The organism is Virgibacillus natechei (assembly GCF_026013645.1).
In the GTDB taxonomy this organism is placed as follows: Bacteria; Bacillota; Bacilli; order Bacillales; family Amphibacillaceae; genus Virgibacillus_L; species Virgibacillus_L natechei.
The window spans coordinates 869157-884852 of sequence record NZ_CP110224.1; the positions used below are offsets into that span (position 1 = coordinate 869157).

At 39.1% G+C, this 15696-nt stretch carries 8 protein-coding genes and 1 CRISPR repeat array (1 of these 9 cut by a window edge); of the genes, 7 read left to right on the top strand and 1 reads right to left on the bottom strand.

Annotated features, from left to right (window positions below; translation table 11 throughout):
* Positions 1-187: 187 nt before the first annotated feature.
* Positions 188-802 carry a DUF4352 domain-containing protein gene (locus OLD84_RS04820; protein ID WP_209464671.1) on the bottom strand — a complete coding sequence of 205 codons (615 nt, stop codon included), beginning with the start codon at positions 800-802 and terminating at the stop codon, positions 188-190.
* Between the two features lie 607 nt (positions 803-1409).
* Between OLD84_RS04820 and cas3 the strand changes: the two genes are divergently transcribed.
* Genes cas3 through cas2 form a run of 7 tightly spaced genes read left to right on the top strand, consistent with a single transcriptional unit; the run spans position 1410 to position 9253 of the window.
* Entirely contained in the window at positions 1410-3770 is a 2361-nt protein-coding gene (gene cas3, locus OLD84_RS04825) for a CRISPR-associated helicase Cas3' (RefSeq protein WP_209464670.1), read from the top strand.
* Positions 3771-3783: 13 nt separating this feature from the next.
* Positions 3784-4509 carry a type I-C CRISPR-associated protein Cas5c gene (gene cas5c / locus OLD84_RS04830; RefSeq protein ID WP_209464669.1) on the top strand — a complete coding sequence of 242 codons (726 nt, stop codon included), beginning with the start codon at positions 3784-3786 and terminating at the stop codon, positions 4507-4509.
* Positions 4506-6422 (top strand): type I-C CRISPR-associated protein Cas8c/Csd1, encoded by a 1917-nt coding sequence (gene cas8c / locus OLD84_RS04835; RefSeq protein WP_209464668.1) that lies wholly within the window; start codon positions 4506-4508, stop codon positions 6420-6422. The genes cas5c and cas8c overlap by 4 nt, the downstream gene beginning before the upstream one ends.
* Entirely contained in the window at positions 6403-7278 is an 876-nt protein-coding gene (gene cas7c / locus OLD84_RS04840) for a type I-C CRISPR-associated protein Cas7/Csd2 (protein ID WP_209464667.1), read from the top strand. The genes cas8c and cas7c overlap by 20 nt, the downstream gene beginning before the upstream one ends.
* Positions 7265-7924, top strand: a complete 660-nt coding sequence (gene cas4, locus OLD84_RS04845; protein WP_209464666.1) for a CRISPR-associated protein Cas4 — start codon at positions 7265-7267, stop codon at positions 7922-7924. Before cas7c ends, cas4 begins: the two co-directional genes overlap by 14 nt.
* Entirely contained in the window at positions 7921-8952 is a 1032-nt protein-coding gene (cas1c, locus tag OLD84_RS04850; RefSeq protein ID WP_209464665.1) for a type I-C CRISPR-associated endonuclease Cas1c, read from the top strand. Before cas4 ends, cas1c begins: the two co-directional genes overlap by 4 nt.
* A 10-nt stretch (positions 8953-8962) precedes the next feature.
* Complete coding sequence (cas2, locus tag OLD84_RS04855) at positions 8963-9253, top strand: CRISPR-associated endonuclease Cas2 (RefSeq protein ID WP_209464664.1); 291 nt, start codon at positions 8963-8965, stop codon at positions 9251-9253.
* A 160-nt stretch (positions 9254-9413) separates the two neighbouring features.
* A CRISPR array of direct repeats spans positions 9414-15696; the repeat unit is 32 nt; unit sequence GTCGCTCCTTATACAGGAGCGTGGATTGAAAT (it continues 249 nt past the right edge of the window).

Below are 15696 nucleotides of genomic sequence, written 5' to 3' on the forward strand. Positions count from 1 at the left end.
GAAAGTCGCCGGGTGACCGTGTAGTATGAGTGTTGACTAAACCAAATAGTCACAAAGGGATAATTCGCGTTCAAATAATATTTGATGTATTGTACTGCCCTAGAATACGACATTCAACCCCTTTTGAACGTGTGTTCTGTTAAGTGTTAAAAGAAGGTGTACGAAATAACGTACACCGACATTTTTGTTATAAATTAAATTTGATTTGCTCTCCTGACCAAAATCCAGGTTCAAAAATTAACTGTAACTCTTCATCATCAATAGGTTGCTCAAAAGAAAGTGTGCCAGATACATTTCCACCCGATGCTAAATCACCTGATGACAGCGATGTATCACTATCTACTGTTATGATTCCAATATCTTCTATTTGTCCATCGCTATTTTGCATTTTAAAATTATAAGGATTATAAGATATTGTTTCATCACTGTGATTCTCAATTTCCACTTCAACTATAACGTATTCGTTTCCTTCACTTGGTTGATCGAAGTCGCTTCCTTGTGATTTCTCGACATTCGTAACAGTAACAACTTGTTCATCTAATTCTGCTTGCTCTCCCACATCAAATTCTGTTTTATCTTCCGCGGGCTCTTCTTCCTCGGCAGGTTCTTCTGTGGAAACTTCCTCTGCTTCTTCTTCGTTATTTTCCTCTACTTCTGCAGATTCGGTTTCTGCTTCTTCACCTTCAACGGTGTCCACTTCCTCGTCATCTCCACTGGACACTGCTACAATTACAATAACTGCAATCAGCCACACCCACCATTTTTTATAAAAAGGCTTTTTGACTTTTTCCTCTTTCGACATAACTAAATTCTCCCCTTAAATATATATTGTAATCTATGTTTTTACATAGCCGTTACCATTTTCATTCTTCTTCTATAAAGAATTTATACATTCTTTTTAATATGTAACGCCACTTTTCTATACTAAAACTATAACAAAGTCTACCACATTTCTAAAATAGAATAGATGATAATCTATAAAACATCAATGAAAAAGTGCTTTCATTTCTAAAACAGCAAAATATTATATTAACTAATCCGTTGCTAATTCAGAAATTGAGGATCGAAATGCAAACAATAAGTATAACGTATATCAAGAACAGAAGAAAGAACTAGGCATAAAACGCGTTGCATTCTGTCTCCTGCTTCTGTAATAATCATCTTTGCTCATGACATGGAGTATGGTTACTCTCAACAAGAATGTATAATTGGTACAAAGCAGACCATTATTGTGGCATTTTTTCTCCACAAAGAAACTTGATGCTGAAGTTTACGATCTTAAGTGAAAACAAAATATTCATAAGTTCTACATTTTAAACTATCAATTTTATTATATGTGGTTTATACTGGATTTAATGGTACATTTTTCCTAGTTAATAATACTTTCTTAGGTGAGGGATGTGTTTTCTTTGTTACTAGCACATATAAGGCAAAATGATTTTGCTGAACAATCTGTACAGACACACATAGAAGAGGTTGCTTTTTTGGCTCGTCAATATGGAGAATTTACAAATCTTGGAGCGCATTCAGAATTAGCTGGTTTTTTGCATGATATGGGCAAGTTCACCCAGCATTTCACTACATATCTAAAAAAAGCTGTCATAGAAAAAAATGTGGCAAAGAAAAAGATAGATCATTCAACAGCAGGTGCGAAATACTTATACAACAATTATTATGGCAAGGACAATTTGCAAAATTATGTTGTTGAAACAATTGGCATGGCAATTTTATCGCATCATTCAGGTTTACAAAACTTTTTACAGCTTGATCTAAAACCATCCGATTATTTAAGACGCGTTACAAATGAAGAATTACCTTACTATGATGAAGTCGTTAAAAACTTTGAATCTATTGAAGGAAATACAGAGAAAGTGAGACACCTTATCGAAGAGGCGATAAATGAATTTCGAGGGTTTATGGGGAAGATACAACCACTTCAAAAACCAAACGTGTATTTAAATCTTATGCAAAAATTAGTGTTTAGTTGCTTAATCGATGCAGACCGTACTAATACAAGATGTTTTGAGGAAAATGAAGAATATCCAATATCAGATAATGAAAGCGTTTTTGATAAGGGTTATAAACATCTAATGGAAACAGTAGCAGATTGGCAGCAAGGTGATGTTACACCAATAAATAAATTACGGAACGAAATGTCTGAAAAATGTGATCAATTTGCGAGCGAATCATCTGCTATCTACACATTAACTATTCCAACAGGTGGTGGAAAAACTTTTGCAAGTTTACGTTATGCACTAAAACACGCTCAGATTCATTATAAATCTCGGATTATTTATGTGGTGCCCTACACTACAATATTGGAACAAAATGCAGATGCAGTGAGGGATATTATTAAGCAGCCTGATGCGGTGCTTGAGCATCATGCAAATGTGATAGACGATGACAGCCTAGATGAAGAAGCAGATTATTATCAAATAAAACATCATAAAAAATTACAATTAGGAAGGGATAACTGGGATTACCCAATTGTCTTTACGACAATGGTGCAATTTTTGGATGCCTTTTATCAAAAAGGAACGCGAAAAAGCCGTCGGTTACATAATTTAACCAACGCAGTTATTGTTTTTGATGAAGTGCAATCTGTACCATTTCAACACTATCCTTTATTTAATACTGCCGTTAATTTCCTGAATACAGTAGGAAACAGCAGTATTTTGTTATGCACTGCAACGCAGCCAGCAGTTGATAAGATGGAAACCTCGATTATGTTGAAGGAAAATGCGGAGATGGTTCCAAATCTAAATAAAGTAGTGGACGCATTTAAAAGAGTTTCCATCCATAATAAAGTCGATCCTGAAGGGTGGGGTGCCGAAACCGTTGCAGAATTTGTTGAAAAAATAATGCAGGAATCGAATTCTGTCTTAATCATTTTAAATACAAAAACAGCGGTGAGAAAATTATATGAGCTATTAGCAGAACAGGAAACAGCCCATGTTGTTCATTTAAGTACCTCTATGTGTCCCGCCCACCGTAAAGAACAACTCGAGGAAATAAAAGGAAAGTTAGGAAAAGAAAAGGTAATTTGTATAAGTACACAGCTAATTGAAGCTGGGGTTGATATTAGTTTTGAATCAGTCGTAAGGTCTTTAGCTGGATTAGATTCAATTGCCCAAGCGGCCGGACGTTGTAATCGAAACGGGGAGTTAGAAACCGGTGATGTTTATATTGTTCGGGCTAAAGATGAACATCTATCTAAGTTGCCCGAGATCCGCATTGGTGGTGAAGTAACATTAAATTACATTTTGTCAGACCCACAATATGCTGATAATTTACTCAGTCCAGAAGCCATTAAGATGTATTTTACTCATTTCCAAGCGCAAGCTAATCGCGAAATTTTAAAAACACCAAAAGGTTTAGACAATGAATTAATTTCATTATTAGATGGATCATTCGCTTCGAAAAAAAGACCTCAAACAAAGTCTACCGGAATGTTTAAGACGGTTGAGCGCTATTTTGAAGCAATATCTTCCCCAACTACTGCTGTGCTTGTCCCTTTTAGAGAAGGTAAAAACATAATTACCAGCTTAAATGAAGATATACAAGACTATACACTATTTAATCAACTTATGAAAAAAGCACAGCAATATAGTGTTAATCTCTATGAATATGAATTACAAGCGTTGGATTCCGAGAACCTGATTGAATCACTATATAATGATTCGATATATTGTCTAAATGACAAAGCTTATAATGAGCAATTTGGAGTAACTTTAGAGGGGCAAGCGGAACTGGAAACTTATAACTTTTAAGGAGGTGATACCGATGAGAAATCAAATTGAATTTGTTGTCCATGGCAAATATGCGCTATTTACAGATCCTGTGACACGTATTGGTGGCGAGAAGTTTACTTATCAAATACCTACTTATCAAGCATTAAAAGGGATTGTTGAATCTGTCTATTGGAAACCAACCATTACATGGTATATCGATGAAGTTCGTGTGATGAACTCTATTCAAACAGAGGTCAAGGCTGTTCGTCCAATAAAGTACCAAAACGATGGTAATGATTTAATGTATTATACGTATTTACGTAATCCGATATATCAAGTCCGAGCTCATTTTGAATTTAATGAGAACAGACCAGATCTAGCCTATGACTATAACGAACATAAGCATCACAATATCGCGAAACGTTCCGTTAAAAGAGGCGGGCGTAGAGATGTTTTCCTTGGAACAAGAGAATGCCAGGGGTATGTGGAAGCATGTCAGTTTGGAGAAGGAGAGAGTTTTTATGATGATTATGGGGAAGTAAGTTTTGGTCCGATGTTTCATGGATTCACGTATCCGGATGAAGGGGACCAGGAATCATTTCAAACGCGTTTATGGGTGCCTACAATGAGAAACGGCATTATATCATTCATTCGACCAGAGAATTGTGAGATTGTGAGAACCATTCATAAAGACAAAATGAAGCAGTTTAAAAAAGGGAGTAACTTTACTTCGGTGGAAGAAGAGTATGAAGATATGTTTAAGGGGGTGGAAAAATGAGTTGGATGCAGCAATTGAGTCAAGTATACGATCATAATCAGTCGCAGGTTGGTAAGTTTGAGGAAAGGCGCAAACAACGGATGACATTGTTGCCTGTTTCACATGTGATGCAAAGTGCGCAAATAGAGATATTGATCACGCCGGAGGGCGAGTTTTCAAATGCGAAAGTGATAGAAAAAGAAAACGCAAGGACGATTGTCCCAGCGACAACAGCCTCGGCAAATAGAAGTAATACAAGTGCCCCTCATTATATGCATGATAAATTAGCGTATGTTGCAGGAGATTATGTCAAACATGGTGGAGCAGCTAAGCATGAAGAGCATTATAATGATTACTCGAGACAAATGAAAGAATGGGCACAATCGGATCAGACATCATGGAAGATTCAAGCAATCTATTCATACATTTCAAAAGGAAGTGTTATAGAGGACTTAGTCAATGCGAAGATACTCCCTGTTGACGTAAGTAATATGGTATTTGATAAATGGCCTTCAAGAGAAAAAGGTGAAAAGCCAGATATTTATAAAGTGGTGACAAATGGCGCATTATCTGCTTTTGTTCGGTTTGATGTAATGCATGAATCACCGGACGAACCTGTCGTTTGGGAAGATTCGGGTTTATTTGATTCCTTTATTCGCTTCTTGGAAAAGACAAATGAACAGACGAAAGGTTATTGCTATGTTACTGGTAATTATACAACTTTAACCACTCAACATGGATCCCGTATTCGAAATGCAGGGGATATGGCTAAATTGATTTCTGCAAATGATAGTTCCGGCTATACATATCGCGGGCGTTTTGCTAATCCGACAGAAGCTGTGCAAATTGGATACGACGTGTCGCAACAGGCTCACCATGCATTACGATGGCTTATACAGCGACAAGGAACATATGTTGATTCACGATATTTTGTGACTTTCGGGTTAGAACAACCTGAAGTACCTGAACCTTTTGAGAGTACTGCTGAATTATTTGAAGAAGATATATTTTCTCAAAGTTTACAAGAGTTAGGTGAGCAACAAGTAATTACAGAAGATCTTGTAGCTGAAGAACTGAATAAAGCACTGCAAGGAATGAATCATACTTTAGAAAAAGAAAACCTTGAAAATATTGTTGTGATAGCTCTTGATGCAGCAACGAAGGGAAGGCTAGCGGTTGTTTATTACCAACATCTGAAAGTCGATTTATTTTATAAAGCCATCCTGCATTGGCACACCTCTTGCCGATGGCTTCAAATCTATCAAGAGGAAGAGACAAATAAAATAAAATCATATGTCGGTACACCATCAACATATCGAATGGCTGAAGCAGTTTATGGCAGCAAGGCTGACAGCAGAATAAAAAAAGAATTATATACACGATTGCTTCCTTGTATCATAGAACAAAAGCCGATCCCGAAAGATATTGTCCAAATTATTTTTAATCGTGTTAAAAACCCTTTCAGTTTCAATAATTCGAATGAATCGTGGGGGAGTACTTTGAATATTGCCTGTGCACTTATTAATAAACAATATGAAAGGGAGGGATACACAGTGGCATTACAAGAAAACAATAGTTCACGAGATTATTTATTTGGTCGTTTGTTAGGTATTGCTGAAGTCATGGAAAGAAGGATACTGAAGGAGCGCCAAGATAATAGAGCTACCAATGCAACACGCTATTTCAATGCATTTTCGCAGCATCCCGCACGGACTTGGTTAGTAATTCGCAAACAGTTAACACCATACTTTGAACGTTCTGGTAACAGTACAGGTTTTTATGCCATGCTTCTTCAAAAAATTGAAGACAGAATTACAGTCGAAAAAATGACAAACGAACCGCTCAGCCCAGTTTTCTTACTGGGATATAGCAGCCAAATTCAAGATTTATACACTAAAAAGGAGGAAAATAAAAATGACGTCATTGAAGCATAAAATTGATTTTGCAGTAGTATTTACAGTAGACAAAGCTAATCCTAACGGTGATCCTCTAAATGGTAACCGGCCACGTCAGGATTTTTTCGGACACGGGGAAGTATCGGATGTAGCTATTAAAAGAAAGTTAAGAAACCGTCTTCAAGACGAAGGCGAATCCATTTTAGTACAATCAGATGAAAGACGATCCGATGAATACCGAAGTATTAAAGATCGTGTTGATTCTGTTGAAGAACTAAGGAAATTGTTAACGAAATCTAAAGCATCTGGAAATGATGAACAAACCGCTGAAATGATTGCAAGTGATATATGGTATGATGTTCGTGCATTCGGACAGGTGTTTGCATTTAAAGGAACTAAAATGTCGATAGGCGTACGGGGACCAGTATCTATTCATACTGCTACAAGTATTGATCCTGTCGACATTTCGAGTATGCAAATAACGAAGAGTGCGAATTCAACTACGAATGAAAAAAATCCCGGCCAAAAGACTTCAGATACAATGGGTAATAAACATAGAGTGGATTTTGGCGTGTACGTCTTCTATGGCAGTATTAATCCACAACTTGCTGAACGGACAGGATTTACTTACGAAGATGCCCAAAAATTAAAGGAAACACTAAAAACATTATTTGCAAACGATGCTTCCTCAGCAAGACCGGATGGAAGTATGGAAGTGAACAAAGTGTATTGGTGGGAGCATAATTCGAAGTTGGGCCAATATTCTTCAGCTGCGGTACACCGTTCTGTAAATGTAGAAAGAGTTAAAGATGATTTTCCACTGTCGATTGAAAATTATGAGATTACAGTAGATCAATTAGATGGACTGGCTGAAGAGGCATATGACGGACTATAAGGAAGAAGAATATCTATTATTATCCGGTATACAACACTTTGCTTTTTGTAGAAGGCAATGGGCATTGATTCATATTGAACAGGAATGGGAAGAAAATGTATTAACAGTTGAAGGAAATGATCTTCATGAAAAAACGGATAACCCCTTTGTACGAGAAAAAAGAGGTGAAACCATTTATGTTCGTGCTATGCCCGTGCATTCCAGAGAGTTAGGACTTAGCGGTATATGTGATATGGTTGAATTCATCCAAGATGACGATGGTATTCCATTAAATCAAGAAGAAGGTCTTTATCGTGCTATGCCGATTGAGTATAAACGCGGGAAACCAAAGAAACATGATGCAGATACTTTGCAATTAGTCGCCCAAATTATCTGTTTAGAGGAAATGCTTGGAACAAAGATTCATGAAGCGGCTCTTTATTATAATGAAATAAAACGCCGTGAAATCCTAAATATTACAGATGATATGAAACAGCGTGTAGAAGCAATGGTAAAAGAAATGCACCATTATTATCAGAAACGCTATACCCCGCGTGTGAAAACAGGAAAACACTGCCTGCGTTGCTCACTGAGAAATATATGTTTACCAGAGCTTTTGGAAAGAGAGAAAGTATCCACATATATGAATAGGATGTTTGCAGATTGAAACAATTATTAAATACCGTTTATGTTTCTGAACCTGATATGTATTTAGCGTTAAAAGGAAAAAATCTTAATTTATTAAAAACAAATGAATCGATTGCACGTATCCCATTACATAATATTGAAGCGATATGTACTTTTGGACACCAAGGTGCGAGCCCTGCATTAATGGGAGAATGCATGAAGCAAAATATCAGTTTAACTTTTTTTACCAGTAGCGGACGATTTCGGGGCCGTTTAACTGGAGAGACTAATGGTAATGTAGCTTTAAGAAAGAAACAATACCGTTTATCAGATAACGAGGAAGATAGTTCGAAAATTGCTAGGCATATGATTATAGGGAAAATTTTCAACAGCGAACAACTGTTAAAAAGAACAGTGAGAGATCATGCATTAAGAGTTGATGTCAACCGAATCAATCAAGTTATCGATAGATTACAAGAGTCTAGAATAGTGGCTTCAGAGTGCAATGATTTAGATGAATTGCGGGGAATTGAAGGAAATGCTGCGAGTAATTATTATAGTGTATTCACCGAATCTATATTACAGCAAAAAGATGTGTTTTTCTTTCATGAACGTAATCGCAGACCACCACTAGACCCAGTTAATGCGTTGCTATCTTTTGCTTATTCTCTGCTGGCATCAGAATCAGCTGCTGCGCTTGAAGGTGTAGGCCTGGATTCGTATGTAGGTTTTTTGCATCGAGACCGACCAGGAAGAACTTCATTAGCGCTTGATATTATGGAAGAGTTACGATCCATTATTGCAGATAGATTTGTCTTGAAAATAATAAATCGTAAACAAATAAGCTCTAAAGATTTTATAGTTAAAGAGAATAAAGCGGTAATTTTAACTGATGAGGCTAGACGTACCTTCTTGCAATTATGGCAAAAGGAAAAACAAGAAGACATTACACATCCTTATTTAAAAGAAAAGATACCGTGGGGATTAGTCCCTCATGTACAAGCACTATTATTAGCTCGATATTTACGCGGAGATCTTGATGCTTATCCTCCTATTTTGATAAGGTAGGTGTTTGAATATGTTAGTCTTAGTAACATACGATGTACAGACATATACGAATGGTGGCAAAAAGCGTTTACGAAAAGTTGCAAAAAAATGTGAAGAATATGGCGTTCGTGTACAAAATTCCGTATTTGAATGTATTGTAGATAGTACGCAATTACGTCAACTTGAAATAGCACTTGAAGAAATAATAGATCCTTCAGTTGATAGTTTACGTTATTATCGTTTAGGTAATAATCATGAAGCAAAAGTGAAACATGTGGGTGCGAAACCTGCAATTAAAGTGGATAAACCTTTAATTTTTTAAGAGAGGCGAACCTTAAGTGAACATAAAAGTACTGGGAGGTTCGCGTAAAATCCATGTTAAAATCACTTGAATTTTTGTATATATTTAACTCGTGGTAATAAATATTCACCTGTCAACACAACATATAGTGTTTGAGTTATAGCGATACCTACATATCGCAGTCGCTCCTTATACAGGAGCGTGGATTGAAATCACTGGCTCATCGTTGAAACTGTAAGCAAAGAGAGTCGCTCCTTATACAGGAGCGTGGATTGAAATAAATTGATGGTGGCCTGCCAGACAATCAAGTGGGGTCGCTCCTTATACAGGAGCGTGGATTGAAATATCAACTACCCCAGGCTTGCCTACACTGTTGGCAGTCGCTCCTTATACAGGAGCGTGGATTGAAATGATTTAGAACAGAAGTAGTGGAGCAAATACAACGTCGCTCCTTATACAGGAGCGTGGATTGAAATCACTCTGCCATTATAATTTTCCCCCTTTAATTAGTCGCTCCTTATACAGGAGCGTGGATTGAAATGATTCTTACATACCAACCTGCCCCATCATTAAAACGTCGCTCCTTATACAGGAGCGTGGATTGAAATAATAACATATTTTAAACCTGCTTCACCGCGCTCGCCGTCGCTCCTTATACAGGAGCGTGGATTGAAATAATCGGTACAGTTGCTAGTGGAGCAACAGGAAACGTCGCTCCTTATACAGGAGCGTGGATTGAAATCACCCATTCCTTTCTACAAATTCGTATGTTTTCATCGTCGCTCCTTATACAGGAGCGTGGATTGAAATAATTTGCAAGTTAAGGTTTTGCTCAGCAAATCTGTCGCTCCTTATACAGGAGCGTGGATTGAAATTATCTCCAGCTAGATACGGGCCGTCTGCACCTAATGTCGCTCCTTATACAGGAGCGTGGATTGAAATTACATTTTGCAGGACGCTAGGCATATACAGCACCGTCGCTCCTTATACAGGAGCGTGGATTGAAATTGAAGGCATGTCTTATTTAGCGATGGCTGGATTAGTCGCTCCTTATACAGGAGCGTGGATTGAAATCTTGCTAGGTCTTTCGAGAATTTAGGAGACGATACGTCGCTCCTTATACAGGAGCGTGGATTGAAATTGTGTAGCGATTTGGCCGATTGATCTACGCTGGTGTCGCTCCTTATACAGGAGCGTGGATTGAAATTGGGAAATTAAAATGCAACCGTTGTGGCTATTCGTCGCTCCTTATACAGGAGCGTGGATTGAAATATCATATAAATCAGTTAATACGCGAGCGCTCTGTGTCGCTCCTTATACAGGAGCGTGGATTGAAATAACCTTCTTAGGTTATGGTAGTACCGAATAAATGTCGCTCCTTATACAGGAGCGTGGATTGAAATCTTATCATTTAGATATGGAAATAAATAAATAATCGGTCGCTCCTTATACAGGAGCGTGGATTGAAATCCTTATATTTTCAAAATCTATATACTTAACATTAGTCGCTCCTTATACAGGAGCGTGGATTGAAATATTTTTGATTCCTCCTAATTTTTTATTGATTCGTGTCGCTCCTTATACAGGAGCGTGGATTGAAATTAAAATGCGCGTCTGCCACAAGTATTATTTTATTGTCGCTCCTTATACAGGAGCGTGGATTGAAATATCGAATTACGTGTTTTTCTTCCGTTCGGATATTGTCGCTCCTTATACAGGAGCGTGGATTGAAATATCGAATTACGTGTTTTTCTTCCGTTCGGATATTGTCGCTCCTTATACAGGAGCGTGGATTGAAATATCGAATTACGTGTTTTTCTTCCGTTCGGATATTGTCGCTCCTTATACAGGAGCGTGGATTGAAATAAACATCTAGCGCACCTCCTTATGAAGTATCTTGTCGCTCCTTATACAGGAGCGTGGATTGAAATGAAACTAACGAAATATTGGAATCAATGCCAGGCCGTCGCTCCTTATACAGGAGCGTGGATTGAAATTTTCCCTCTTTTTAAGGCGGCAGAAATGACAGAGTCGCTCCTTATACAGGAGCGTGGATTGAAATATTGATACGGTGCTGATTATGATCTATACAGGGTTAAGGGTCGCTCCTTATACAGGAGCGTGGATTGAAATCTCTGATAGCAAAACTCCATCTATTGATTTCCTCGTCGCTCCTTATACAGGAGCGTGGATTGAAATTTCCTCAGCTTGCTTAGGCTCGTCCTTCTTAACTGTCGCTCCTTATACAGGAGCGTGGATTGAAATCCTTTAAATCTGTACTTCTCCAATCTGTCCCCCTGTCGCTCCTTATACAGGAGCGTGGATTGAAATACGTAATTTAGGCGGATCATCCAATCGTCCTGCGTCGCTCCTTATACAGGAGCGTGGATTGAAATTCTTAGTATGAGCACCGTTTTTGGTTAACGGCTTGTCGCTCCTTATACAGGAGCGTGGATTGAAATATTTACCAAATGTTTATTTTGTTCAAGTGTTGAAGTCGCTCCTTATACAGGAGCGTGGATTGAAATTGAAAAGTATAAGGAATATTTAGAAACAGCAAAAGTCGCTCCTTATACAGGAGCGTGGATTGAAATCCCTTTATTTGATAATCTTGACAGCAGAATTAGGTCGCTCCTTATACAGGAGCGTGGATTGAAATTTCTTGCAGATTCCTTTGTGGCAACTTGATAAAGTCGCTCCTTATACAGGAGCGTGGATTGAAATCAAGATTGTACCGTTACGGATGCAGAAAACGGCGGTCGCTCCTTATACAGGAGCGTGGATTGAAATCAATAATCCAGTTTGGCTTTCGGAGGATGCGGGGGAGTCGCTCCTTATACAGGAGCGTGGATTGAAATTCCAATAACGCCCATGAAGCTTATAAATATCACGGTCGCTCCTTATACAGGAGCGTGGATTGAAATTTCTGACGCTTTATTTTCTTACTCAATTTCTTATGTCGCTCCTTATACAGGAGCGTGGATTGAAATATCAAACAGATCATCTCGGAGAGGGAAGAGGAGAAGTCGCTCCTTATACAGGAGCGTGGATTGAAATTTGGGGTAATTAACAGTGAGCGTGAATTACCTAGTCGCTCCTTATACAGGAGCGTGGATTGAAATAAGTAAAAACTCATCGTATATTATCGTACAGACAGTCGCTCCTTATACAGGAGCGTGGATTGAAATCTCCTTTAATTAGCTATAAATATATAAATCTCCGTCGCTCCTTATACAGGAGCGTGGATTGAAATAAATGGATGGGGGTGGCCTGTATGCGAGTAGAGGTTGTCGCTCCTTATACAGGAGCGTGGATTGAAATCAATTAATGCCCTCTTGACCCGCTCTAATTTGTGTCGCTCCTTATACAGGAGCGTGGATTGAAATTTTGGTAATCTGAGCGAAATCCACACCGTTTTCTGTCGCTCCTTATACAGGAGCGTGGATTGAAATACACATGCTACCAAACATGCAAGAAGCTGTGGCAGTCGCTCCTTATACAGGAGCGTGGATTGAAATGCCACTAATTGCCCAGTATCGTCAAGGTGCGGTGTCCGTCGCTCCTTATACAGGAGCGTGGATTGAAATTGAAAGTAAAACCAATCAAAACGATAAATTACAACGTCGCTCCTTATACAGGAGCGTGGATTGAAATCACATGATCGCTACTTTTTGATCTAACATATAATGGTCGCTCCTTATACAGGAGCGTGGATTGAAATAATTTGGTGGTGTTGAATGGATAGTGTTAGACCGTCGCTCCTTATACAGGAGCGTGGATTGAAATATTAGTAGATGAAGAATTAGAAGATGAAGAATTAGAAGATGAGGGATATGTCGCTCCTTATACAGGAGCGTGGATTGAAATGTTAGAGGTATGGGTCTACCCTATACTCGTTGTGAGTCGCTCCTTATACAGGAGCGTGGATTGAAATTTTTTATCCCTGTCTTTGAACCAGTCGGGGACAAGTCGCTCCTTATACAGGAGCGTGGATTGAAATAATCTTTTTATTTCAGCAGAAACCTTACTATTTCGTCGCTCCTTATACAGGAGCGTGGATTGAAATACTGTCGGCTTGCTGTGAATCATAGTGAAATAGTTGTCGCTCCTTATACAGGAGCGTGGATTGAAATTCCATTCAACTCATACAAATACTCTGTGTAAGGCGTCGCTCCTTATACAGGAGCGTGGATTGAAATAAAATATTTCATTGTTTTTCCTCCTTGGTTTAAACGTCGCTCCTTATACAGGAGCGTGGATTGAAATCGACCAGTCCATGATCCAATTTGTGGTTCGGCCAGGTCGCTCCTTATACAGGAGCGTGGATTGAAATAGTAAGTAAGACAGAATATACTCGGGGGTGGCGGGTCGCTCCTTATACAGGAGCGTGGATTGAAATAAAGTGCGGATTAACAGCCTTTTGTATTACTGCCGTCGCTCCTTATACAGGAGCGTGGATTGAAATATCCGGCTCTCTACTAATGTTTTCAGCGATCTTGTCGCTCCTTATACAGGAGCGTGGATTGAAATATTTCATAGTCAACTTCATCACCTTCATAAATGAGTCGCTCCTTATACAGGAGCGTGGATTGAAATCTTTTTCTTGGCAGGAACATCATCAACTGCGTAGTCGCTCCTTATACAGGAGCGTGGATTGAAATCATTTAAGCAACCTCCGATTTCACTTTATTTTCGTCGCTCCTTATACAGGAGCGTGGATTGAAATTTTAAATTCCAGGTCTTCTGCTAGCTTTGAATAGTCGCTCCTTATACAGGAGCGTGGATTGAAATTTAAAGTTTCGCTGAACAGAAAAAGCTACCGCGGGTCGCTCCTTATACAGGAGCGTGGATTGAAATAAAAAACAGCAACCTAAGTACGTTTATGATGACGTCGCTCCTTATACAGGAGCGTGGATTGAAATATACAAACTACCTAAAGAAATGAAGACGTGACAATGTCGCTCCTTATACAGGAGCGTGGATTGAAATACCTCGAATGTCGTCTTGCTTACCCAGGGTGTTGTCGCTCCTTATACAGGAGCGTGGATTGAAATTCCAATTCCGCTTTTGTCTTCGGGCCATAATCTCCGTCGCTCCTTATACAGGAGCGTGGATTGAAATGCCAACTTTTTCAATCGTGCCACCTGCGTCGTCGTCGCTCCTTATACAGGAGCGTGGATTGAAATTACAACCCCGATTTGAAACGTTTCATGAATCGTGACGTCGCTCCTTATACAGGAGCGTGGATTGAAATACCATCTGGGATGAATCATTGATCAATAAAATCTAGTCGCTCCTTATACAGGAGCGTGGATTGAAATGAATTTGAATTAGCTGGCGCTGTACATGAAACTAAAGTCGCTCCTTATACAGGAGCGTGGATTGAAATTTGTTTGGTGATCGGCTGCACGCATTCAAATCCGTCGCTCCTTATACAGGAGCGTGGATTGAAATGTTTGAAGAATATGACGATCATGACGAATCGTCTGTCGCTCCTTATACAGGAGCGTGGATTGAAATTTGCTCTCTCCGATGTAGTTGTCTAAACCTGATGTCGCTCCTTATACAGGAGCGTGGATTGAAATTCCAGAACGTTTAACTTGTCGTCATCCACAAGCCCGTCGCTCCTTATACAGGAGCGTGGATTGAAATTACTATATCTGACATTTGGGATAAGGTCATGGGGGTCGCTCCTTATACAGGAGCGTGGATTGAAATTACGAATCGTAATATTTCTACTATTGTTTGTACGCGTCGCTCCTTATACAGGAGCGTGGATTGAAATCATAGCAGGTATCGTCATTGCGTATTTAGGTTACCGTCGCTCCTTATACAGGAGCGTGGATTGAAATCATGTCCAACCAATCGTAATTGTCCATCGGATCGTCGTCGCTCCTTATACAGGAGCGTGGATTGAAATTTTTTTCCAATCAAAATGTTCGGGGTAACTTCTGTCGCTCCTTATACAGGAGCGTGGATTGAAATAATTGCATGTTGTTTCCTGCTCTTATGCTTGCAATGGTCGCTCCTTATACAGGAGCGTGGATTGAAATTGTCTTCGGTTTATCCACTATAGGAACAATGAAGTCGCTCCTTATACAGGAGCGTGGATTGAAATTATCTAGGCACTAGCAAAGAAACAGTTTTAAAGGTCGCTCCTTATACAGGAGCGTGGATTGAAATTCGTCTAAATCATTGGTTGTCAACGCAAACACATGTGTCGCTCCTTATACAGGAGCGTGGATTGAAATACTCTAACGACCCTACAGGTCAAGCTGTTTGGGGTCGCTCCTTATACAGGAGCGTGGATTGAAATTCCAGAAGTGGCGAACATGGTAATTATCCTGCCCGTCGCTCCTTATACAGGAGCGTGGATTGAAATAACACAAATCATGTTAAATTTATTTCTCAAACGTGTCGCTCCTTATACAGGAGCGTGGATTGAAATCTAAAGCAGACCGCAA

Coding starts and splice junctions, on each gene's coding strand:
- OLD84_RS04820 (WP_209464671.1), bottom strand. CDS start 802: ATGTCGAAAGAGGAAAAAGTCAAAAAGCCTTTTTATAAAAAATGGTGG.
- cas5c (WP_209464669.1), top strand. CDS start 3,784: ATGAGAAATCAAATTGAATTTGTTGTCCATGGCAAATATGCGCTATTT.
- cas8c (WP_209464668.1), top strand. CDS start 4,506: ATGAGTTGGATGCAGCAATTGAGTCAAGTATACGATCATAATCAGTCG.
- cas7c (WP_209464667.1), top strand. CDS start 6,403: ATGACGTCATTGAAGCATAAAATTGATTTTGCAGTAGTATTTACAGTA.
- cas4 (WP_209464666.1), top strand. CDS start 7,265: ATGACGGACTATAAGGAAGAAGAATATCTATTATTATCCGGTATACAA.
- cas2 (WP_209464664.1), top strand. CDS start 8,963: ATGTTAGTCTTAGTAACATACGATGTACAGACATATACGAATGGTGGC.